The organism is Olleya namhaensis (assembly GCF_900114005.1).
Classification (GTDB): domain Bacteria; phylum Bacteroidota; class Bacteroidia; order Flavobacteriales; family Flavobacteriaceae; genus Olleya; species Olleya namhaensis.
The window spans coordinates 154,356-177,180 of sequence record NZ_FORM01000002.1 but is presented as its reverse complement, the minus strand read 5'-3'; the positions used below and the strand labels follow the sequence as shown (position 1 = coordinate 177,180).

Here is a 22,825-nt window from a genome sequence, read left to right as displayed (position 1 = left end):
GATTCTTAATTATTATTTGATTTTCCAATAGCTTCACCTATTAGTGTTGCTTTTGTGCAATCTGTTACAGTTACGTTTACAAAATCTCCAATTTTATACTCGCCTTTAGGAAAAACAGCAACAATGTTCTGTTGTGTGCGTCCAGACCATTCTTGGTTAGATTTTTTAGATTCTTTTTCTACTAACACTTCAACGGTTGTATTTATAAACTGTTTAGTTCTAAACTCGCTATGCTTAAGTTGTAGTGCTATAATTTCGCTAAGACGTCTACTCTTAGTTTTTTCAGGAACATCATCTTCAAATTTACGTTCTGCTAAGGTTCCTGGTCTTTCAGAATACGTAAACATATAGCCAAAATTATATTTTACATACTCCATTAGGCTTAATGTATCTTGGTGGTCTTCTTCAGTTTCTGTTGGAAAACCAGTTATCATATCATGACTTATAACACAATTCGGAATTATTTTTTTGATATTATCAATTAACGTAAAATATTCTTGTCTTGTGTGCAGACGATTCATTGCTTTTAAAATACGATCACTTCCACTTTGTACAGGTAAATGTATGTGATTACAAATATTATCATATTTTGCCATCATTTTTATCACCTCAAGATGCATGTCTTGCGGATTAGATGTGCTAAAACGGATTCTCATCTTTGGTTGTGCAGTAGCACATAGCTCTAAAAGTTTAGAGAAGTCTGTTGCTGTAGCTTTTTCTAGATCAGAAGCTTTGTCAAAATCTTTTTTCATGCCACCACCATACCAAAGGTAGCTGTCTACATTTTGACCTAAAAGTGTTATTTCTTTATAGCCTTTACTCCAAAGATCATTAATTTCTTCTATAATACTTTGTGGATCACGACTACGTTCTCTTCCTCTTGTAAAAGGAACTACGCAAAACGTGCACATATTATCACAACCTCTAGTTATAGATACCAAGGCAGTAACACCATTGGTGTTTAAACGGACAGGGCTGATGTCTCCATAAGTTTCTTCTTTGGATAGTACCACGTTTATTGCATCGTGTCCGTCTTCAACTTCTGCAATTAAATTAGGTAAGTCCTTATATGCATCAGGTCCAACAACTAAGTCTACAATTTTTTCTTCTTCTAAAAATTTACTTTTTAAACGTTCTGCCATACACCCTAAAACACCAACCTTCATGTTAGGGTTGATATCTCTTTTTACAGCATTATATTTTTCTAAGCGTTTACGTACAGTTACTTCTGCCTTGTCTCTAATAGAGCAAGTATTAACTAGTACTAAGTCTGCTTCTTCTAGATTTTGTGTTGTATTATAACCTTCGTTTTGCAGTATAGAGGCTACTATTTCGCTATCACTAAAATTCATTGCACAACCATAACTTTCAATAAAAAGCTTTTTTGTGTTTTCTTCGTTTTTAGCTATTACTAATGTTTCGCCTTGTTTGTTTTCGTCTATTGTCTTTTCCATAAATATATTGAAATCACTCATCTCCAATAAGCACGCAAAGATAGGATTATTTTAAAATTATGACAATCTGACAGACCTAAAATTTTAGCTAATACTTATTAAATTAGGATGATAAATTTTTTTTGATATACCTTTGCACTCATAAAAATCGAAGAATGGCGAAGAATTTAGTAATAGTTGAGTCACCTGCAAAAGCAAAAACAATTGAAAAATTTTTAGGAAAAGACTTTAAAGTCGAATCCAGTTTTGGGCATATTTCTGACTTACCATCTAAAGAATTAGGAGTAGATGTAGAAGGAGATTTTGATCCAAAATATGAAGTCTCTTCAGATAAAAAAGCACTAGTAAAAAAATTAAAACAACTTGCTAAGAAAGCCGAAATGGTTTGGTTAGCAAGTGATGAAGATAGGGAAGGAGAGGCTATTGCATGGCATTTAGCAGAATCTCTAGACTTGGATAAAGATAAAACAAAACGTATTGTTTTTCATGAGATTACTAAAGCTGCAATCCAGAAAGCAGTTGAAAACCCAAGACAAATTGATTACGATTTAGTAGATGCACAACAAGCCCGTCGTGTATTAGATAGAATTGTAGGTTATGAGTTGTCTCCGGTATTATGGCGTAAAGTAAAAGGAGGTTTGTCTGCAGGTCGTGTACAATCAGTATCTGTTAGATTAATTGTAGAGCGTGAACGCGACATTCAAAATTTTACGCCAGAAGCATCTTATAGAGTGGATGCTGAATTTTCAAATGCAGCAGGGCAGTCTTTTAAAGCTAAATTACCAAAAACATTTTCGACTAAAAAAGAAGCATTAGATTTCTTAGAAAGTAACGCAAGCGCAGATTTTAAGGTAGCAGACTTAACTAAAAAGCCAGCTAAAAAATCTCCTGCAGCACCATTTACTACGTCAACATTACAACAAGAAGCATCACGTAAATTATATTTTTCTGTTAGTAAAACCATGACCATGGCACAACGTTTATACGAAGCCGGTTTGATTACTTATATGAGAACAGATAGTGTTAATTTATCTGATGAAGCTAGAAAAGGAGCAGAGAAAGAAATTGTAGCAGCCTACGGTAAAGAATATAGTAAGGAGCGTAATTTTAAAGGAAAGTCTAAAGGGGCGCAAGAGGCTCACGAAGCGATTAGACCAACAGACTTTAAAACACACAGTGTTGATATAGATTACGATCAAGCACGTTTATATGATTTAATTTGGAAACGCGCCATCGCATCGCAAATGAGTGAAGCACAATTAGAGCGTACAAACGTGAAAATTGAAGCAAACACGCATAACCAAACGTTTACAGCAAATGGAGAGGTTATTAAATTTGATGGATTTTTAAAAGTTTATTTAGAAGGGACAGATGATGAAGATCTAGAGCAAGAAGGAATGCTTCCTGCAATGAAGACTAATGAGACCTTACTAAATAAATATATTACAGCAACTGAGCGTTACAGTCGTGCGCCTTACAGATACACGGAAGCTTCTTTAGTAAAGAAACTAGAAGAGTTAGGTATTGGACGTCCGTCTACTTATGCACCAACAATTTCGACAATTCAAAATAGGAATTATGTAGAAAAAGGTGCTATAGATGGTGTGGAGCGCGAGTATACACAATTAGTATTAGAAGAAGGAACAGTAAAGGATAACATGCTTTCGGAAAAAGTAGGTTCAGATAAAGGTAAGTTAGTGCCAACAGATATTGGTATGATTGTTACTGATTTTTTAGTTAACCATTTTGAAAGTATTTTAGATTATAATTTTACCGCAAAGGTAGAAAGTCAGTTTGATGATATTGCCGAAGGTAAAGAGGACTGGAAAAAAATGATGAAAACATTCTATAAGAAGTTTCATCCAGTAGTTGTAGATGTTCAGGAAAATGCAGATAGAGAATCTGGTGAGCGTATTTTAGGTAAAGATCCAAAAACAGGAAAGCAAGTTAGTGTGCGTCTTGGTAAATTTGGTCCTATGGTACAGATGGGAACGGTAGATGATGAAGAAAAACCAACATTTGCAAGTTTAAGTCCTGATCAGCAATTAGGTAGTATTACCTATGAAGAAGCAATGGATTTATTTAAACTACCTAGAACTTTAGGTCAGTATGAAGATGAAGATATTGAGGTGAATAATGGGCGTTTTGGACCTTATGTAAAATATGGTAAAAAGTTTGTGTCTTTAGCTCCGGGTCAAGATCCAATAAGTATCGAGCTTAAAGATGCTATTGAGTTGATTAAAGAAAAAGAAATTGCAGACGCGCCAGTATACCATTACAAAGATCATGGTGTAACTAAAGGAAAAGGGCGTTTTGGACCATTTATTAAATGGAACGGTTTGTTTATCAACGTTAATAAAAAATACGATTGGGATACTTTAACTAATGAAGAGATTGAAGAGTTAGTAGATGCTAAAATTCAAAAAGAAATAGATAAGGTTGTCCATAATTGGGAAGAAGAAGGAATCCGTGTTGAAAAAGCACGTTGGGGAAGACATAATATCCTAAAAGGAAAAGTTAAGATAGAATTGGCTAAGACAGTTGATGCAGCAGCTTTAACTTTGGAAGAAGTACAAGATATTATAGAAAAGAAAGCACCTAAAAAGAAAGCAGCTGCAAAGAAGAAAGCACCAGCTAAAAAGAAGGCAGCAACGAAAAAGACGGCTACCAAGAAGCCGGCAGCAAAGAAAAAAACTACAGCAAAAAAGAAGTAATATAAATGAATTTTAATTTTCTATCTCCAGTTTCAGATACTGTTTTAGCGCATAATCAATTATTATCACCTTTATGTTTAGGTCAAAAAATTAAAATTCATTCTGAGCAACAGGGGATTCCAGATTTAAATAACGTTAAGATTGTTATTCTAGGAGTTTTAGAAAACAGAAATGATATTAATTACATCGGTGAGGATTTTAATTTAAACGAAATTAGAAAATCGCTGTACACATTGTATCCTGGTAATTGGGGTACAAATGTTGTAGATTTAGGTGATATTGAAAAGGGAGAGACAGCAGAAGATACTTATTTTGCATTAAAAGAGACATTGACGTTATTGGTTGAGAATAAAATTATTCCAATTATTATCGGAGGTAGTCAAGATCTTACATACTCTGCCTATCGTGCTTATGATAGTTTGATACCAATGGTAAACATTGTTAATGTCGATAAATCCTTTGATTTAGGCGATACGTCTAAGCCGATAAATAATACTAGTTTTGTAGGAAAAATTGTATTAGACGAGCCGTACAACCTATTTAATTATTCGATAGTCGGATATCAGACTTATTTTAATAGCCAAGAGGAAATAGATTTAATGGAACGCCTATATTTCGAATCTTATAGATTGGGAGAGGTGTCTAATGACATTACATTGGTAGAGCCAGTAATGCGAGATGCTAATATTGTTACCGTTGATTTGGGCGCTTTAAAGGCGTCCGAAGTTAGTTTAAGACAAAAGGTGTCTCCAAATGGATTGGATGGCAAAGAGATATGTGCAGTAGCGCGTTACGCAGGGATAAGTAATAAGGTTAGTTCATTCGGTATCTATGAATACAAACCATCTCAAGATGATGAGATAACAGCAATGTTAGTATCACAAATGATTTGGTATTTTATAGAAGGTGTTAATTGTAGAGTTAATGACGATGATTTTTCTAAGTCAGAAAATCATCAAAAATTTATTACATTAGCGGAGTCGCATGAATTAATATTTTATAAGAGTACAAAAACAGGACGTTGGTGGATAGAAATACCATTTTTAGCAAATGTTAATAATAAATTAAAAAAACATACGTTATTACCATGCACCCATCAAGATTATTTGGATGCTTGTAATGATATTATCCCAGAAAGATGGTATAAGGCGTATCAAAAAAACAGTGTATAATCGTTATAGACGAATAGATAAAGTACATTTTAAATCGTTAAAATGTTAAATTTTTACGATTAAATGGGTTTATTTTTGATTAAAAAGTTGTTTTTTAAAAAATATATAAATATGTTTACGCTCTTAAATAATTTAAGAGTTCAAATTAACCTCGAGTTTTCAATGAATATGAAGAAGTTTGTATTATTAACAGCGGTTTTCGCACTATTAGTAAGTTGTGGATCAAAAGACAAAGGTCAGCTAGTAGGTGCTAAAGGAAAAAAATGGCACCCAGAAAAACCTTACGGGATGACATTAGTCCCTGGTGGTGCATTTATCATGGGTAAAGCAGATGATGATTTAGCAGGAATCCAAGACGCTCCAGCAAAAACAGTTACTGTCGCATCTTTTTACATGGATGAAACGGAAATCACGAATAGTGAGTACCGTCAGTTTGTAGAATGGGTAAGAGATTCAACAATTCGTACTAAGTTAGCAATTTTAGCTGATGAGGTAGGGATGACACCTGCTGATGGTGGTGTTGGAGAGTTTGCATTTAAAGATGCAGATACTACCAATATGTCTGCTTACGAAAAGTATATGATTGATAACTATAGTGGTTTAGGTGAAACAGGTTACGAAGGTAGAAAGCTTAATTACGAAGCTGAGTTACTTTTTGATACCTCAGAATACCCAGATGAATACTATGTTGAGGTTATGGATACGATGTATTTACCTTTAGAAGAATCTTATAATGGACAACGTACTTGGGATGTAACTAAATTCAAGTTCCAGTATACTTACATGGATATTTCTAAAGCAGCAAAAAACAAAAACTTAAGACGTAAAGATGTTATAGTTAGAGAAGAAGTAGAGATTTATCCAGATACTACAGCTTGGATTAGAGATTTTGCTTATTCTTATAACGAGCCAATGCATAACGATTATTTCTGGCATGATGCTTACAGTGACTATCCAGTAGTTGGTGTGTCTTGGCAACAAGCTAAAGCGTTTTGTGAGTGGAGAACAAAATATCATAATGATTACAGAAGATCTAGAAAAATCCATAACGTAGGTCGTTATAGATTACCATCTGAAGCACAGTGGGAGTATGCTGCTAGAGGAGGTTTGCAAGCTGCAACTTTCCCTTGGGGTGGACCATATGCTAAAAACGACAGAGGATGTTTTATGGCTAACTTCAAACCTTTACGTGGAGATTATGCAGCAGATCAGTCTTTATATACTGTAGAAGCTGATGCTTACGAGCCAAACGATTTTAACTTATATAACATGGCAGGAAACGTATCAGAATGGGTAGACTCTTCTTACGATCCGGCATCTTATGAGTATGCATCAACAATTAACCCAAGTGTAAACGACCCTAGTAACAAACGTAAAGTTGTTCGTGGTGGTTCTTGGAAAGATGTTGCTTATTACTTACAAGTAAGTTCAAGAGATTACGAATATTCAGATTCTGCAAGAAGCTATATTGGTTTCAGAACAGTACAAGATTATATGGGAACAGATGTTACTGCTAACGCAAGACAATAATCCTAACAATACTATTAACCTAACTAACAAAAAAAACTTAACAACTAAAACTTAGAAATTATGGCACAAAAGAAATTTTCAACAATGAACATGGTGTATGGAATTGGAGCAGCAATTGTAATTATTGGAGCTTTATTTAAAATTCAACACTGGCCTTATGGTTCTGAAATTTTAACTCTTGGTATGATCGTAGAAGCAATTGTATTTATGATTTCAGCTTTCGAAAAGCAAGGCGGCGATTTAGATTGGTCATTAGTGTATCCTGAATTAGCAGGAGGTGCTTCTTTAGGAGCTAAAAAATCTAAAGAAGAGCCAAAAGATGCTGAAGGTTTATTATCTAAAAAATTAGACAACTTATTAAAAGACGCAAAAATAGATGGTGAATTAATGGCTAGCTTAGGCGAAAGCATTAAAAACTTCGAAGGAGCTGCAAAAGGAATTTCTCCAACTGTAGATTCTATGGCTGCAACTAAAAAATATGGTGAAGAAATGACATTAGCTGCTGCTCAAATGGAGTCTTTAAATAGTCTTTATAAAGTACAGATGGAAAGCGCTAGTCGTCAAGCATCAATTAACGAAGAAGCTGTTGAAAATGCAGGTAAATTAAAAGAGCAAATGCAATCTTTAGCGTCTAACTTATCTTCTTTAAATGGAGTATATGGTGGAATGTTATCTGCAATGAACAAAAACTAATTAGTGATTAATATCAACTAATATTAACAACTAAAACTAATTAGAAATGGCAGGAGGAAAACAGTCCGCAAGACAAAAAATGATTAACTTGATGTACTTAGTATTTATTGCAATGATTGCAATGAATATGTCAAAAGAAGTATTATCAGCATTCGGTTTAATGAATGCAAAGTTAATAGACAACAACCAATCAGCAGATGTGCGTAATGCACAATTTATGCAAGGTTTAGCAGATAAAGTGTCTGAACAACCAGCAAAGTATAAACCTTTAAAAGATCAAGCAGATCAAATTACTACTTTGGGATCTAATCTAAGTACTTACTTAGAAGGTTTAAAAGGTGAAATGATGTCTACTGTAAAAGATCCAAGTAACTATCAAACTATGGATGGTACAGCTTGGTTAGATCAAAAATTCTTTAATGGAGATAAAATTACTCCAGCAGGAAATGAGTTTGTAGCAAAAATTGCAGATTATAGAAATGGTGTTAAAGCGGTATTAGCAAATAATCCAGATCTTAAAGATATTGCAGCAGATGTTGAAAAGAAATTTGCTACAGATAAAGTAACTAACAATGATGGTAAAAATCTAGAATGGATAGATTACCACTATAAAGGTTATCCTTTAGTAGCTTCTATGACTAAAATGACGCAATTACAGTCTGATATTAAAACAACAGAAGCAGAGATGTTATCTTCTATGTTAGCTGGAAAGCTTAAAGTAGAAGCATCTTTAACAAACTTTGAAGCAATTGTAGTCGCTGATAAAACAGCTTTCTTTAACGGAGAGCAGTTTACGGGTAAGATTGTTTTAGGGAAAAAAGATGAAACATTACGTGCTGATAAAGTAATTGTAAATGGTAAGGAATTAGGTGCTGACGCAATGAAAGCTGGAGAAACACTTTTAAAGTTTCCTGCAGGTAGAGTTGGTGAGCAAAAAATTTCTGGAGAGTTTCAATTTAAAGAAGGAGATTCTATCATTACATTACCATTCTCAAGTTCTTATGCAGTAATTCCTAAGCCTAATGCAGCAACTATCTCTGCAGACAAAATGAATGTAGTATACAGAGGGGTTTCTAACCCAATGACTATTTCTTTTGCAGGTGTACCGGATAATAAAGTAAATGCATCAGGTTCTGGATTAACATCTAGAGGTGGTGGTAAGTATACAATGACACCTGGAACAGGTAAAGAAGTAACTATTAACGTTACAGGAACATTACCTGATGGTTCTAAAGTGTCAGACAATGCTAAGTTTAGAATTAAAGATATTCCAAAGCCTTCTGGTACTATTGCTGGAAAGTCTGAAGGATCTTTACCTAGAAATAACATTGAAATTGGAACAATTAAAGCAGAATTAGAAGATTTTGATTTTGATTTACCATTAACAGTAACATCATTTAAAATCAAGATACCTGGACAGGCAACTGTTAACGTATCTGGAAACAAATTAAATGGTCAAGCTAAAGCTGCTTTAAGAAAAGCAAGACGTGGAGATGCTGTTCAAATATTTGATATTAAATCGAAGTCTTCAGGAGGACCAAGAATTAAGCCAGCAAGTCCAATAGCTATTGAAGTAGCTAACTAATCAAATTATTTGATTAATAAAATATTAAAAAACAATTTTCAGATGAATTATAAATCTTTATTAGCAGTTGTATTCGGAGTGTGTTTTGCTTCTCAATCAGTTGCGCAATCTAATATTCTTAATGCTAAATCTCCATCAGAGATAGGTGTTAGAACAGCAGAACAAAAAGCGTTGGATAATGACAAACCTTTAGAATATGGTTATGTTGATGATAGAGATATTATGTTTGCTAAAATGACTTGGGAAAAAGTTATTTTGGACGAGCGTGTAAACTTTCCTTTATACTATCCTGTGGATACAAATAATATTGGAAGCGAAAGACGTTCTTTATTTGATGTATTGACTAAGGCTATTGATGAAGGTAAGATTGAAAACGTTTATAACGATTCTTATTTTACTGGAAGACGTACTAAAAGTGAATTAGCTCAAATTAGAACAGCTGTAGATACTATGGATATTGGATATGATCAGTTAAATGCTGATGGATATGTAGATCCAGAATATATTACAACTACAACTATTTCGTCTTACGATGTTTCTGCTTATTTAATTAAAGGTCTTTGGTATTTTGATAAGCGCCAAGGGGAATTAAAGTACAGGTTATTAGGTTTAGCTCCTGCTGCACCAGATGTTAACTATGTTAACTCTAATGATGAAGCAAATAAAGAGCCTATTCCTTTATTCTGGATTTTCTTTCCAGACGCAAGAGATGTATTGCATGAAGCAAAAGCGTTTAACGCTAAGAATAGTGCTATGCCATTCTCATTTGATCACATTTTAAACTCTAGACGTTTTAATAGTGTTATCTATAAAGAGGAAAATGTATTTGGAGATCGTAAGGTTGAAGAGTATGTGGCAGAAAATGCATTAATGCAGTTAATGGAATCTGAAAGAATTAAAGAAAAAATTAGAAACTTTGAGTTGGACATGTGGTCTTACTAAAAGAATCAAGTTTAAAATATTTAAAAAACGCTCACTATTATAGTGAGCGTTTTTTTTGTTTTATTACAGTAATGAAATATCCGTTTAGATAGTATATTTTTGTAATATGAATGTAGATTATATAATTGTAGGTTGTGGTTTAGCGGGTATTTCTTTTTGTGAAAAACTTAAAGAACAAGATAAAACATTTGTTGTTTTTGATGATAGTTCGCAGCAGTCGTCAATTGTTGCAGGTGGATTATATAACCCTGTAACGCTAAAACGTTTTACGCCAGTTTGGAAAAGTGAAGCACAATTAGAAGTTGCTTTACCAGTTTATAAAAAAATGGAAGATAAGTTAGGTGTTAGTCTTGATTATAAAATACCTGTCAAACGAAGATTTACCTCTTTAGAAGAACAGAATAATTGGTTTGCAGCTTCAGATAAAGTGGGGTTAAAACCATTTTTAAACACGTCTTTATTTGACAATGCTAATCCTAAAATTAATGCAGATTTTAAATTAGGTGAAGTTTTACAAACAGGAAGATTAGATACAAAACAATTAAGCGATAGCTATAAAGGTTACCTTTTAGAACATAATTTATTAGTAACAGATAGCTTTAATCATGCAGACTTAGTTATCGAAGATAGCGGTGTTATTTACAAAACTATTACTGCTAAACATATTGTTTTTGCAGAAGGATTTGGTATAAAACAAAACCCCTTTTTTAAAGATTTACCTTTAGGTGGTACTAAAGGGCAACTCTTAACTATCCATGCGCCAGATTTAAAACTAGACTACGTATTAAAATCAAGTGTATTTGTTATTCCTTTAGGTGATGATATGTATCGTGTAGGTTCTACTTACGAGCAAAAAGACAAAACAAATACAATTACTCAGGAGGCTAGGGATATGCTGTTAGACAAGCTAAAAACATTTGTAGATTGCGATTTCCAAGTGGTTAGTCAAGTAGCGGGTGTCAGACCAACAGTAAAAGATAGAAAACCTTTAGTAGGAAGACATCAAACCAATCAAAATGTGTATTTGTTTAATGGTTTAGGATCAAGAGGCGTTATGATTGCTCCGTTTGTGGCCAATCAGTTATTTGATTTTATAGAAAAAAATGTACCACTTGATCAAGAAATTGACTGTAGCCGTTTTTTCTAATTAGTAGTTTTCTTCTTCGCTTTTGCAGCCAATACTTTGTCATAGCTCATAAAAATATTAATCCAAATATTTCTAGAAAGTCTTACTATTATCGGATAGAATACAATTAATGTGACAACAATGGCAATAAATGCAATATTAGGTGTACTTCCCAAAAAGAAATAACTAATAATAAAAGCAGCAACTGCAAACGCAATACCTACGCCATAACTAACATACATAGAGCCGTAAAAGAAAGAGGGCTCAATCTTATATTTAGTATTACAATGGCTACAACGCTCGTGCATACTAAAAAGTTGACTAACGTGATATGGGTTGGTATCGGTATACATAGATTCCTCATGACACTTCGGACAAACGCCTGTAAAAATTGAGTATAATCTAGAGCCTTTTTTAAACATAATAAATGTGTACTTTTGCAATTCAAAAAAAATCAGTGTTGAAGTAAGTCACTTCAATAACAAAATTAAGTTTTATTCTTTCAATTTTAAGTAACATAAGTCACAATTCATGCTAAATATTCATAATTTATCAATTTCATTTCAAGGAGAATACCTTTTTGAAGATATCACATTTAAATTAGGAAATGGAGATAGAGTAGGGCTTATCGGTAAAAATGGTGCAGGTAAATCTACTATGCTTAAAATTTTATCTAAAGAGCTTGAGCCAGATTCGGGTCAAATTGCTGCAGATAAAACACTTAAAATAGGATTTTTAAAGCAGGATATTGATTTTGTATTAGGTAGAACTGTACTTGAGGAGTCATATCAAGCATTTACGGAGATAAAGGAGATTGAAGCTAAAATTGAATATATCAATACGCAGTTAACAGAACGTACGGATTACGAAAGTGAAGCCTATCATGATTTAATGGTGGAGGTTAGTGATATCCAACATCAATATGAGATCCTTGGTGGTTATAATTATCAAGGTGAAACTGAAAAAATACTACAAGGTTTAGGTTTTAAACGTGAAGATTTTGAGAAATTGACTGATACTTTTTCTGGTGGATGGCGTATGCGTATTGAATTAGCAAAATTGTTATTACAGAATAATGATGTATTGCTTCTGGATGAGCCGACCAATCACTTGGATATAGAATCTATTATTTGGTTAGAAGGTTTTTTAAGAAATTATGCTGGAGCGGTAGCAATTGTATCGCATGATAAGATGTTTTTGGATAACGTTACAAATCGTACTATCGAGATTAGTTTGGGTCGTATTTATGACTATCCAAAACCTTATACCCAATATTTAGTGTTAAGAGAAGAAATTAGAACACAACAATTAGCGTCTCAAAAAAATCAGCAAAAACAAATTGAGCAGACCGAAAAGTTAATCGAAAAGTTTAGAGCTAAAGCCAGTAAAGCAACAATGGCGCAGTCTTTAATGAAAAAATTAGACAAAATTGATCGTATTGAGGTTGATGAAGATGATAATAGCGTGATGACTTTAAATTTTCCGGTTTCAATTACGCCAGGAAAAATAGTAGTAGAGGCTAAAGATGTTTCTAAAAACTATGGAGAGAATCAAGTATTATCTGGTGTTGATTTATTAATTGAGCGTGATGTTAAAACAGCATTTGTTGGACAAAACGGACAAGGTAAGTCGACTTTAGCTAAAATATTGGTGGGAGACTTAAAGCATGATGGCCAATTAAAGCTAGGGCATAATGTACAGATTGGTTATTTCGCGCAGAATCAAGCCGAATATCTAGACGGTAGTAAAACCGTGTTAGATACAATGATTGATGCTGCAAATGAAACTAACAGAAGTAAAGTTAGAGACATATTAGGGTCGTTTTTATTTAGAGGTGAAGAAGCAGAGAAGTACGTTAGAGTATTATCTGGAGGAGAACGTAACCGTTTAGCGCTTGCTAAATTAATGTTACAACCTTTTAATGTTCTAATAATGGATGAGCCGACAAATCACTTAGATATTAAATCTAAAAACGTATTAAAAGATGCTTTAGAGCGTTTTGAAGGGACGTTAATATTGGTGTCGCATGATAGAGACTTTTTAAAAGGGTTAACTAATACTGTTTTTGAATTCAAAGATGGAAACATTAAAAAGTATTTAGGAGATGTGGATTATTACCTAGAGCAACGTAATGTTGAGAATTTACGTGAGGTAGAAAAACGTACTATAATAAAAAGCCAACCTAAAGAATCTCCTAAGCAATCATACGAAGACCAGAAAAAGCAAAAATCTTTAAATAACAGATTAAGTAATTGCGAATCTAAGATTGGTCAAATTGAAAAAGAGATTAAAACTATAGATGCAGAAATGGCAGCCAACTATGATGAAGTTGTAGCCAAACCCAACTTTTTTGAAAACTATCAAGCTAAAAAGGATCAATTAGTTAAGTTAATGGAAGATTGGGAAGACATAACGACACAGTTAGAGGCGTTTTAATCGGTTCTTTTAGGTTTTTTTTAACGTTTACCCTCTAAACTAAAGTCTAATTTTGCGGTCATACTATCAAAACCAAGTTCATGCGCAAAATTATACTATCTATTTTAGGTGTTTTATTTATTATTGCTTCCTTTTATATTGCTCAAAATTTAATAGCAAATAAAAAGAAACCTAAACCAGTAGCTTCTAAAGTTATAAAAACAGTGTTTACAGATACTGTTCAAAATACAACAGTTCCTATTGTTATAGCATCAAATGGTAATCTTACCGCAAAGCAACGTGTAGAGTTATATTCTGAAGTACAAGGGATATTTAGAAGTGGTAGTTACCTATTTAAACCTGGTCAAAATTATCGTCAAGGACAGACTTTAATTCGTGTGGATGCATCAGAGTATTATGCCAGTGTACAATCTTCAAAAAGTAATTTATATAATTCTATAGCAGCTATAATGCCTGATTTACGTTTGGATTTTCCAGATGTGTTTCAAAAATGGCAATCTTACTTAAGTGGTTTCGACTTAAATAAAACCACACCAAAGTTACCAGAAATGACTTCTGATAAAGAAAACTATTTTATTACTGGTCGTGGTATTGTTACCAATTATTACAATGTAAAAAATCTAGAACAACGTTTATCTAAGTACACTATTTCTGCTCCTTTTTCAGGGATCTTAACAGAAGCTTTGGTAACGGAAGGCTCTTTAATTAGAAGTGGACAAAAATTAGGAGAGTTTATTAATCCTTCTGTCTATGAGATGGAGGTTGCTATTAGTAAAAGTTTTGCTAATATTTTAAAAGCAGGCGAAAGTGTTAGTTTAACTAATTTAGATAAAACAGAAACTTATACGGGTAAAGTCTCACGTGTAAACGGAAGTATTGATGCAACTACGCAAACCATTACTGCTTTTATTGAAGTAAAGGATGCTAACCTAAAAGAAGGTATGTATTTAGAAGCTAGTTTAAATGCTAAAAGTATTGAAAATGCAATTGAGATTGACAGAAACCTATTAACGGATAATCAAGAAATATTTGTAGTTAGAGACAGCTTGTTAGATATGATTCCGGCAAAGGCGATTCATTTCTCAGATACTAAAGTAGTTTTAAAAGATATTCCAAACGGAACTGTTATTTTAAAAAGACCAGTGCCAGGTGCTTATTCAGGTATGTTAGTTCAGCCATTTGTAGAGCAATCTAAATCTAACAATAGCGCGGAATAATGAGAAAAGTAATAACTTATTTTATCAAGTACCATGTAGCAGTTAATGTATTTATTTTTGCATTTGCTGTGTTTGGTATTCTTGGATATTTGTCTTTAAAATCTTCGTATTTTCCATTAACAGAATCTAAGATAATCAATGTTAGTATTGCTTATCCTGGAGCTTCTCCTCAAGAAATTGAAGAAGGTATTGTACTTCAAATAGAAGAAAATTTAAAAGGATTAAAAGGTGTAGACCGTGTGACTTCAGTATCACGAGAAAATAGTGGAACCATTACAGTAGAGATTGAGAAAGATGAAAATCTAGATTTCATGCTATTGGAAGTAAAGAATGCAGTAGACAGAGTCCCAACGTTTCCGTCAGGAATGGAGCCTCTGGTTGTGTCCAAGCAGGAAGCGGTTAGGGAAACTATTTCTTTCGCTTTAAGCGGAAAAGACATCCCGTTAGCAACATTAAAACAATTAGGGCGTCAAGTTGAAAACGATTTACGTGCTATTGATGGTGTCTCTCAGATAGACGTTTCTGGTTATCCTCAAGAAGAAATTGAAATTGCAGTTAACGAAGGTAATTTACTAGCTTATAATTTGACTTTTGCAGATGTTGCAAATGCGGTTAGTGCTTCAAATATATTAGTGACTGGAGGAACTATTAAAACAGATGCTGAAGAGTATTTAATTAGAGCCAATAATAAGGAGTACTACGGAGACGAGATGTCTAATATTATTGTAAAAGCTTCGGCAGACGGAAAAGTGATTCGTTTGAAGGATGTTACTATTATTAGAGACCGTTTTTCTGAAACACCAAATGCGACCTACTTTAATCAGCAATTGGCAGTTAACATTTCTGTTACTAGTACAAATAATGAAGATTTAATTTCTTCAGCAGAAAAAGTAAAAGCCTACATAGAAACGTATAATCAAAAACATAATAATGCGCAGTTAAATGTTGTACGTGATTTATCAATAACCTTAAACCAACGTACCGATTTATTAACGGAGAATGCTATTGTTGGGATGATTTTAGTGTTGGTGTTTTTATCCCTTTTCCTTAACATGCGTTTAGCATTTTGGGTAGCTTTTGGATTGCCAATATCATTTTTAGGGATGTTTATTTTTGCAGGACAATTTGATGTTACCATTAATGTGTTGTCTTTATTCGGGATGATTATTGTTATTGGTATTTTGGTTGATGATGGTATTGTTATTGCCGAGAATATTTACCAACATTACGAAAAAGGAAAGTCGCCAAAGCAAGCAGCAATTGATGGAACAATGGAAGTTATTCCTCCTGTGGTTTCGGCTATTATAACAACCTTATTAGCCTTTTCTTTATTTTTATTTTTAGATAGTCGTATTGGAGAGTTTTTTAGTGAGGTCTCCGTCATTGTTATATTAACATTGGTAGTGTCTCTTGTAGAAGCATTAATTATATTACCTGCTCACTTAGCACATTCTAAAGCATTAAGACCTCCTGTAGAAGAAGAAAATCCTTCTAAAATAAAGCAGTTTTTTGCTAAGATGAGATTTATAAATAGAGCGGGAGATAGGTTAATGTCTTTTTTAAGAGACCGTATCTATTCTCCAACATTAGATTTTGTTCTACAATTTAAGATATTGTCTGTTGGGATTTTTGTTGCGCTTTTGGTTTTAACCTTTGGAGCAATGGGTGGTGGTGTTATTGGTGTTACTTTGTTCCCAAGTGTAGCTAGTGACCGTGTGTCTATTACATTAGAAATGCCTAATGGAACTAATGTAAAAGTAACGGATTCTATTATTTCTTTAATTGAAGAAAAATCATTTATTGTTAATGAAGAATTGAGTGATAAATATTTAAAAGGAACAGGAAAAAAATTATTCGAAAATACAATCCTAACAATTAATAGTAGTTCTAGTGCATCACTTAGATTAAATATGTTGCCAGGAGAAGAACGTCCTGATGCGATAAAGTCTTCTATGGTTGCCAATAGATTAAGAGAGTTGGTTGGTCCTGTGATTGGAACGGAGCGTTTAATTTTTGGTTCAGGAGGAAACTTTGGTGGTAGTCCTGTATCAGTGTCATTATTAGGAAATAATATTGACGAACTTAAAGCGTCCAAATTAGAATTAAAGCAATACTTAGAATCTAATCCGTTGCTAAAAGATATCGAGGATAATGATCCTGCAGGTATAAAAGAAATCCGATTACAGCTTAAAGAAAGCGCTTACCTTTTAGGGCTAGACTTACGTACTGTTATGGCTCAGGTGCGTTCTGGGTTTTTTGGTTCGCAAGCACAACGTTTTCAACGTGGACAAGATGAGATTAGAGTTTGGGTACGATATGATAGACCAAACCGTAACTCAATCAACGATTTAGATGATATGAGAATTTTAACACCCATCGGAGAGCGTGTTAATTTAAAGGATATTGCTAATTACTCTATTGTTAGAGGAGATGTTGCCATTAATCACTTAGAAGGACTAAGAGAAATTAGAGTGTCTGCAGATTTAAAAGATCCTAGTACAAGTAATACAGATATTTTAGATGATATTAAAACAACATTTCTGCCTAATTTACAAGCAAAATACCCGACTATCACGGCATCATTTGAAGGTCAAAACCGTGAAAAAGAGAAGTTAGTAAATTCTTTAAGCAAAGCAGGAATACCAATATTATTATTAATATACATCACGATAGCTTTTACTTTTAGAAGTTATAGTCAACCTATCTTATTATTATTGTTAGTACCTTTTAGTTTAACCGCAGTTGCATGGGGACATTGGTTATTAGGATTTCCTGTAAACATTTTATCATTATTAGGTATAATAGCATTAATTGGTATTATGGTTAATGACGGGTTGGTATTAATAGGTAAGTTTAATACTAATTTAAAGGAAGGTATGACCTTTGATTTGGCTTTGTCTGAAGCTGGTAAATCTAGATTTAGAGCTATATTTTTAACTTCTTTAACTACTATTGCCGGTTTAGCACCTTTATTATTAGAAAAGAGTAGACAAGCACAATTTTTAAAACCAATGGCTATTTCTATCTCTTTTGGTATTGCTTATGCCACTATTTTGACGCTATTAGTGTTGCCTTTATTTTTGTCTTTTAGTAATACTATAAAGCAGAAAGTAAAGTGGTTATTTACAGGTAAGGAAGTAACTAAAGAAGAAGTTGAACGTGCTATTAAAGAACAAAATGAAGAAAATGAACATTAAATATAGTGTAGTTATAGCAATATTTTGTTGTGCTTCAATTGTTAAGGCACAAACTGTTTTAACACAGGCAGAAGCTGTTAAATTAGCTTTAGAGAATAACTACGGTATTAAGATCGCTGCAAATGCAGTAGAAGTTGCCGATAATAATACTAGTATTTTAAATTCGGGATATTTACCAACACTTACAGGAAGTGCGGGTGCAACTTATAATTTAGATAATACGGAAGCTGAGTTTTCTAACGGAACATCAACTGTTTTAAATGGTGCAGAAAGTGATCGTTATAATGCATCTTTGAGTTTAAATTATACACTTTTTGATGGATTGGGTAGACGTTATAATTATAAAAGTCTTAAAGAACAATACCAATTGTCAGAATTGCAGGCTAGAGAAACTATCGAAAACACAGTAATTCAGCTGTTTTCTGTATATTATTCAGTAGCACAGTTATCGGAGAATTTAGAGGCGTTAAGAGAAACTTTAGAAGTGTCTAAAGATAGATTGGTACGCGCACAGTATCAATTTGATTACGGTCAAAACACAAAACTTGGAGTGTTGAATGCAGAAGTAGATATTAATAATGATAGTATAAATATTATTTCATCTTATCAGAGTTTAAAAAATGCTAAACGTGATTTAAATGTGGTATTAGGTAATGCGTTAAGTTATGACTTTTCAGTAAGCACAGCTGTTGATTTTACACTTCAATTTAAAAAGGATAGCTTGTTTGATAAAGCTAAAACACGAAATGTGGCATTGCTACAATCAGAGAAAAATATTGCTATAAGTCAATTAAGTATCAAATCTAGTAAGTCTGGTTATTTGCCAACAGTAGGATTAAATGGGACTTATGGTTGGAATAAAAACAATAACAATGCAGCGTCTTTTGTCGCAGTAAGTACAAACACAGGATTGTCTGGAGGTTTGAGTTTAAGTTGGAATTTGTTTGATGGTGGTAGTACAATAACTAGCGTTAAAAATGCTAAGGTTAATTTAGAGACTCAAAAACTTGAGAAAGAAAATATTTTAATTGGCATTACACGTGATTTTGAGAATGCATGGGAAGACTTTGAAAACAAGTTAAATATCTTTAATATTCAAGAACAGAATATAATAACGTCTCAAAGTAATTTTGAACGTACACAAGAAAAATTTAAAATTGGTCAAGTCAATTCAATCGAATTTAGACAGGCACAACTTAATTTACTAAATGCAGAATTAAGTAGAAATCAAGCCAAGTATCAAGCCAAGTTAGCAGAGCTTAGTTTATTACAATTAAGTGGAGAATTACTTAATGTAGAGTTCTAAATTGCTGTATATTAGCATAGTATTTTATCGACAACACTAGAATGATTTTATATTGTTTTAGTGTTTTTCGTTTAAATACATCATTAATTAAGTTAAATGTTAATTTTTATTGCACTTAATCGAATTATTTTGTTTTTAGTCTCCTTTCGTCCTATATTTGTTGCAGTTAATCTTAAAAACGTAACTATGAAAACGATAAAACTAACTTTACTGATGTTTCTTTTTGCTTGTGTATCTTTCGCAGGTGTATCTAATTCAGAAAAAGAAGCTTTGATCGCTTTATATAATAACACAAATGGAGCAGAGTGGAATACTACTTGGGATCTTGACGCGTCAATAGATACTTGGCATGGTGTAACGGTTTTAGATTCTAAAGTAATAGGATTAAATTTATCATTTAATAACTTACAAGGGGTAGTGCCAACAGAGATCGGTCAATTAAGTAACCTTGAAGTTTTAAACCTTAGCTTTAATAAGCTTAAAGGAGATTTACCAGAATCTATTTCTGCAATGCAAAACTTATTGTCTTTACAATTGTTTTTAAACCAATTTGAAGGTGAAATTCCAGCTTGGATAGGTAACTTATCTAACTTAGAGTTTTTAGCATTATATAGTAACAAGTTTACAGGAACAATTCCTGAGTCAATAACTAACTTAATTAAATTACAAAGCCTAGAATTAGGTAGTAATTATTTAACAGGAAATATCCCTTTTAATATTAACAGTTTAAAATCCCTTAAAAAATTAAGTCTTTTAGATAACCAGTTAGAAGGTCAGATTCCAGAAAGTATCGCAGATCTAGTAAATCTTGAAGAGTTAGTTTTATCTAGTAATAACTTATCTGGGACATTGCCATTTGAATTATCTCAATTAGCAAACCTTAAATTAGTTATGGTTAGTGATAACGAATTAAATAACGATTACGTTACCGTTGTAGGTGACGCTCCAAATAAAATGTCCTTATACTTAGAAGATACAGAAGTATTAGCTAGCAGTCAGCGTATCGAGGAATAATATATGTTAAAGATATATTTAAAATAGTCAGCCTTTGGTTGACTATTTTTATTTTTGGTAAAAAGTAAATTATGTACGAACATTATTTTCAATGCCCTTATTGCTGGGAAGAGGTTTCTATGCTACTTGATCCAAGCGTTACAAAACAGACTTATGTGGAAGATTGCGAGGTTTGTTGCAATCCAATACAGGTCACTCCAAATTTTTTAGAGTTAGAACTTGTTGGTTTTGAAGCTATTAATATAGAACAGTAAAAAAAGAAAAAAAAAGACTTGTTATATCTAAAATAGATTGTATATTTGCAGTCCGAAACAATTAGGTCGCCATTATGAAGCGAAAGTTTAAAGCTAAGTTAGTTGTTCCGAATTTAAAATCGCGGGATAGAGCAGTAGGTAGCTCGTCGGGCTCATAACCCGAAGGTCACTGGTTCGAGTCCAGTTCCCGCTACTAAGAAAAGCTTCACAGAAATGTGAAGCTTTTTTGTTTTATATAGTTTTGTGTTAACTTAGATTATTCTGACAGTGTAATTAAATAATCTCAGGCGCATCAGGATTGATTATCTGTCTCTGTATAACACACAATAGCTTAAAAATAAAAAACCGAAGCAAATGCTTCGGTTCTTGAATCCTCAATAGTCTATGATGATTAATTCTTAACTCTTTATTTAATGGCTTTAAAAAAGGAATCTATAAGGACTTTGGGTGATTTATCATGTTTTGTAATTTTAGGTATTTCCAGATCAATATTTAATAATTGATAGACCGCTGTTTGAGCAGCTCTTACAGAATATTCTACAGTAAATACAACATCATCAGCAAGTTCTACAAACTGGCTCACGAAGGCTAAGTTTTTGGAGCTTTCAGGCACAGGTTTTGGTCTGTCGTTGTAAGCACGTGGCATAAACATAGAGGTTATATAAGGCATTCTGCAGGGTACGCAAATAGCGTCTTCAAAAACATTGTCATCAAAATTAAAATGACCAGCCAACTCTTTAAGGATGTCTTGTCCGTTACTTTCTACCATTGTTTTTGGTATAAAATCACCAACACGGTTACCGTGTAACGCATATCCCCAAAGAATATAGATGTCTTCCGGTTGATCTATAAAATGCGGTTGGTTGTAAAGCACAACAGACATTAGCCAATTTGAATCTTTAAAGGTTACTAAGCCTCCGGTTCCTGCTTCGTTTCCTGTCATTTTTTCTATTTTATCAAAAAACTCAGATGATTTGAATGTTACTGTAAACGATTCCCAAAAAGATTCAGGAATACTACTATTAAAAGGAGCTGGATTTCCAAAATCAGGTCTTCCTTTTGCTAATTTTTCCCAAAGTGTCCATCCTTTACTTTCTAGTTTTGTTTTTTTAACTGGGGCTTGTGTCATAGAGCCTATACTTGAAGCATCAACCATAGATCCATTTTGAAAAATAACAATGTCATCAGGGTTAACACTAACTTGTTTGGGACCTTCTTTGTTAATAACTGTAAGTGAAGTAACGGTAACTTTTCCATTTATGTCTTCCACAATTATATCATCTACGGTAGTTGCTAGTTCAAAATTAACACCTTTGTCTTTAAGCCAAGCGATTAACGGAAGCACTAAAGAGTCATACTGATTATAAATGGTTCTTTTAACCCCACCAAGTGTATTAATTCTCGGAAACTCATTCATAAAACGATGTAGATAACGTTTAAATTCTACTGCACTATGCCAAGGTTCAAAAGCAAAGGTGGTCTGCCACATGTACCAAAAGTTAGTGTTAAAAAAGCCGGGAGATAACCAATCGGTGATTTTTGAGGTGCCTAATTTTTCTTCTGATGCTTCAAGAAGTTTTAAAAATTCTAATCTATCATGCATATCAAAACCCATAGTAGAGGTATCTACAATATGACAGTTTTTGTCTACTAAACGACCTTGTGAGTGTGCGATATGTTTTTTATTAAAAGCAATCGTTTCGTCTTTTACAGACATGCCTTTATTATTAATGGACGGGATGTCTTTAAATAAGCCCCAAAAGCATTCATAAGCATCTGTGGTTAGCATTCTACCACCACGAAGGGAATAACTCCCGTCATCAAGTCGTGCACCATCTAGGCAACCTCCTAATGTTGGTAGTTTTTCAAAAACAGTAATTTGATGTCCAGGAATACCGCCATCACGAATCATGAATACAGCTGCAGATAATGAGCCAAGTCCACCACCTAAACAGTACGCTTTAAAATTATTAGTTTTCATATTTTTAGTTTTTAAATTAAATCTTGTTGTGTCTTACAAAATTAAGGGGCGCTCTGGGGTTTGTAAATGATGTAGGTCAGTCCGCATTTTAATTTAAAAATTTAACAAGCTTTATTTATAAATAGTTGTTTTTCAGATATTAAAAGGGGTTAAACTGACCAAGGTCATTTTATAAGCATCTATTCTTGGTTACATTTACTTTTA

At 33.2% G+C, this 22,825-nt stretch carries 15 protein-coding genes, 1 tRNA gene and 1 pseudogene; 14 read left to right on the top strand and 3 right to left on the bottom strand.

Annotated features, from left to right (window positions below; genetic code table 11):
* Positions 1–5: 5 nt before the first annotated feature.
* Positions 6–1,454, bottom strand: coding sequence for a tRNA (N6-isopentenyl adenosine(37)-C2)-methylthiotransferase MiaB (gene miaB / locus BMZ09_RS03880; RefSeq protein ID WP_090837679.1), 1,449 nt, complete (start codon positions 1,452–1,454; stop codon positions 6–8).
* Between the two features lie 155 nt (positions 1,455–1,609).
* Between miaB and topA the strand changes: the two genes are divergently transcribed.
* From topA to BMZ09_RS03845, 7 genes are all read left to right on the top strand, one after another.
* A complete protein-coding gene (gene topA / locus BMZ09_RS03875; RefSeq protein ID WP_090837677.1) occupies positions 1,610–4,168 on the top strand; it encodes a type I DNA topoisomerase in 2,559 nt (852 codons plus the stop codon).
* A 5-nt stretch (positions 4,169–4,173) separates the two neighbouring features.
* Positions 4,174–5,340 carry a formimidoylglutamase gene (locus BMZ09_RS03870; protein WP_090837675.1) on the top strand — a complete coding sequence of 389 codons (1,167 nt, stop codon included), beginning with the start codon at positions 4,174–4,176 and terminating at the stop codon, positions 5,338–5,340.
* 168 nt (positions 5,341–5,508) lie between these two features.
* Complete coding sequence (gene porK / locus BMZ09_RS03865; protein ID WP_177183507.1) at positions 5,509–6,870, top strand: T9SS ring complex lipoprotein PorK/GldK; 1,362 nt, start codon at positions 5,509–5,511, stop codon at positions 6,868–6,870.
* 60 nt (positions 6,871–6,930) lie between these two features.
* Positions 6,931–7,563 (top strand): type IX secretion system motor protein PorL/GldL, encoded by a 633-nt coding sequence (gene porL, locus BMZ09_RS03860; protein WP_090837674.1) that lies wholly within the window; start codon positions 6,931–6,933, stop codon positions 7,561–7,563.
* A 46-nt stretch (positions 7,564–7,609) separates the two neighbouring features.
* Positions 7,610–9,148: a type IX secretion system motor protein PorM/GldM gene (gene porM / locus BMZ09_RS03855; RefSeq protein ID WP_090837671.1), complete on the top strand. Its 1,539-nt coding sequence runs from the start codon at positions 7,610–7,612 to the stop codon at positions 9,146–9,148.
* 42 nt (positions 9,149–9,190) lie between these two features.
* Positions 9,191–10,090, top strand: coding sequence for a type IX secretion system ring subunit PorN/GldN (gene porN, locus BMZ09_RS03850; RefSeq protein WP_090837668.1), 900 nt, complete (start codon positions 9,191–9,193; stop codon positions 10,088–10,090).
* A gap of 106 nt (positions 10,091–10,196) precedes the next feature.
* Positions 10,197–11,237, top strand: coding sequence for an NAD(P)/FAD-dependent oxidoreductase (locus BMZ09_RS03845; RefSeq protein ID WP_090837666.1), 1,041 nt, complete (start codon positions 10,197–10,199; stop codon positions 11,235–11,237).
* On the opposite strand, the gene BMZ09_RS03840 is transcribed toward BMZ09_RS03845, so the two are convergent.
* Positions 11,234–11,638, bottom strand: coding sequence for a DUF983 domain-containing protein (locus tag BMZ09_RS03840; protein ID WP_090837664.1), 405 nt, complete (start codon positions 11,636–11,638; stop codon positions 11,234–11,236). The two genes, BMZ09_RS03845 and BMZ09_RS03840, sit on opposite strands and share 4 nt — an antisense overlap.
* Positions 11,639–11,747: 109 nt before the next feature.
* On the opposite strand from BMZ09_RS03840, the gene abc-f reads away from it, so the two are divergent.
* From abc-f to BMZ09_RS03805, 7 genes are all read left to right on the top strand, one after another.
* A complete protein-coding gene (abc-f, locus tag BMZ09_RS03835; protein ID WP_090837663.1) occupies positions 11,748–13,652 on the top strand; it encodes a ribosomal protection-like ABC-F family protein in 1,905 nt (634 codons plus the stop codon).
* Positions 13,653–13,732: 80 nt separating this feature from the next.
* Complete coding sequence (locus tag BMZ09_RS03830; protein WP_090837661.1) at positions 13,733–14,869, top strand: efflux RND transporter periplasmic adaptor subunit; 1,137 nt, start codon at positions 13,733–13,735, stop codon at positions 14,867–14,869.
* The gene (locus tag BMZ09_RS03825; RefSeq protein WP_090837659.1) at positions 14,869–18,066 is read left to right on the top strand and encodes an efflux RND transporter permease subunit; all 3,198 of its coding nucleotides are present in this window, start codon (positions 14,869–14,871) and stop codon (positions 18,064–18,066) included. The genes BMZ09_RS03830 and BMZ09_RS03825 overlap by 1 nt, the downstream gene beginning before the upstream one ends.
* Positions 18,056–19,372: a TolC family protein gene (locus BMZ09_RS03820; protein WP_090837657.1), complete on the top strand. Its 1,317-nt coding sequence runs from the start codon at positions 18,056–18,058 to the stop codon at positions 19,370–19,372. The genes BMZ09_RS03825 and BMZ09_RS03820 overlap by 11 nt, the downstream gene beginning before the upstream one ends.
* 186 nt (positions 19,373–19,558) lie before the next feature.
* The gene (locus tag BMZ09_RS03815; protein ID WP_090838325.1) at positions 19,559–20,386 is read left to right on the top strand and encodes a Two component regulator three Y domain protein; all 828 of its coding nucleotides are present in this window, start codon (positions 19,559–19,561) and stop codon (positions 20,384–20,386) included.
* Between the two features lie 71 nt (positions 20,387–20,457).
* Entirely contained in the window at positions 20,458–20,640 is a 183-nt protein-coding gene (locus BMZ09_RS03810; protein ID WP_090837655.1) for a CPXCG motif-containing cysteine-rich protein, read from the top strand.
* A gap of 120 nt (positions 20,641–20,760) precedes the next feature.
* Positions 20,761–20,833, top strand: a tRNA-Met gene (locus tag BMZ09_RS03805).
* Between the two features lie 213 nt (positions 20,834–21,046).
* Here the strand turns inward: BMZ09_RS03805 and BMZ09_RS03800 are convergent.
* Positions 21,047–22,630: pseudogene (locus tag BMZ09_RS03800) on the bottom strand (oleate hydratase); the annotation flags it as partial.
* Between the last annotated feature and the right edge of the window lie 195 nt (positions 22,631–22,825).